Here is a 1,414-nt window from a genome sequence, read left to right on the forward strand (position 1 = left end):
AGCCAGGGTAAGTCCTGTTTCCGGCGTTCTTCCTATCCGAAAACGGTGAACGGGGACGCAATTTATTGCGTGGCCGTGAAGCGTTGCCGGCGCAGCCGGAAAACCGGTTTTCAGCACGTTCAGGAATCGGGTTCGTCGACGGCCGGCAATCACGTTATGGCAAGTCGCCGGACGACTCACCACACGATTCCCCGGCGACTCTTCACTAGAGTCGTACCCAGAGTCGCCGCGTCTAAAAAACAACCAAACGGGGAGTCGTGTCTAGAGTCGGGTCGTTATTAACTTATTGTTTTTATAGTCCTGAGTCGTTACAGACTCTATGACGACTCGCCGGGGACTCTATGACGAGTCGTCATAGAGTCTGATCTATATAAATAAAATTTAAAAAACGAAATTCAAGGAAAGTAACCCACTGATATTAAATACAAATCTGCAAAATATTAATTTTGCGTGGGGTGTGGGTATTTTTAGTGGTGAGGAGCGTTCAGAGATCTGACGATTTTTGGGAAGGTTCAGGAACTCCCCGGGATGGCCGGAGAGGAAAACGGAAGCATGACGGAGTCAGGATTTTTTCCAGAATTTCCACCACGGGGAATCGGGTGGTGAAGAAGGTTCGTGCTTGTGCTCCAGAAGCTGCATAGCCTGACGAAGGGAATCAATATGCTCATCTCGAGCCTTAACAGCCCCTTTAAGACCATCGTTTTCAGCTTCTAGTAAAGCAATTCTATGTTGTAAATCATGTAAACCAACGCTGTTAACACCTGTAGATCCTGCGTCACTTTTTACAGTATCGATGACACCATCAAGAGAACCAAAAACTCTAATAAGCTCTGAAGTATCAATAACTTTAATGATCTTCCCGTGCTTTACAACAGAGGTGTAACTTAACTTCCCACTGTTAATCATCTTGTAAATTGTGGGGCGACTAACCTTAACAAGCCGTGCCGCTTCACTAATAGACACTCTGGCCATCAGTTACCATCCTGTAATTCATCCAGTCTCGAGGACAGTGTACGGAAAAGATGCTCCGCATCATCGTGGAGTTTCTCACAAAGGTCGGCCTCTGCATCAAGATCAAGCTCGTTAAGCTTCTCCAGCAGGAGCAGAGACTGATTCTGGATGAATTTAGCCATGTTCAGCGCTGTTTTCTGTTGTTTCGTCATAAGAAGCCTCAGAGCGTCAGTGCTCAGTGTAAAACCAGTCTCTTTTCCGCTTCCTCGCTCACTCAGTCGCTACGCTCCTGCCGTTCGGCTGCGGCGAGCGGTAGGACTATGCGTATAAATGCTCGAGAAAACCGAGCGGACGCGTGATGGTCAGAAGGAAAGGCCGCTTAGCGGCCGTTTTTCCATAGGCTCCGCCCCCCTGACAAGCATCATAGAAATTGACGCTCAAATCAGTGGTGGCGAAACCCGAC

At 48.1% G+C, this 1,414-nt stretch carries 2 protein-coding genes; both read right to left on the minus strand.

Annotated features, from left to right (window positions below; genetic code table 11):
• Positions 1 to 561: 561 nt before the first annotated feature.
• The gene (locus HMPREF3140_RS06370) at positions 562 to 972 is read right to left on the minus strand and encodes a helix-turn-helix domain-containing protein (protein ID WP_060578860.1); all 411 of its coding nucleotides are present in this window, start codon (positions 970 to 972) and stop codon (positions 562 to 564) included.
• On the minus strand, positions 972 to 1,163 hold the full coding sequence (locus tag HMPREF3140_RS06375; RefSeq protein WP_032421723.1) for a Rop family plasmid primer RNA-binding protein: 192 nt from the start codon (positions 1,161 to 1,163) through the stop codon (positions 972 to 974). The genes HMPREF3140_RS06370 and HMPREF3140_RS06375 overlap by 1 nt, the downstream gene beginning before the upstream one ends.
• Between the last annotated feature and the right edge of the window lie 251 nt (positions 1,164 to 1,414).

The organism is Klebsiella sp. HMSC16A12, from assembly GCF_001808265.1.
Taxonomy (GTDB): Bacteria; Pseudomonadota; Gammaproteobacteria; order Enterobacterales; family Enterobacteriaceae; genus Klebsiella; species Klebsiella pneumoniae.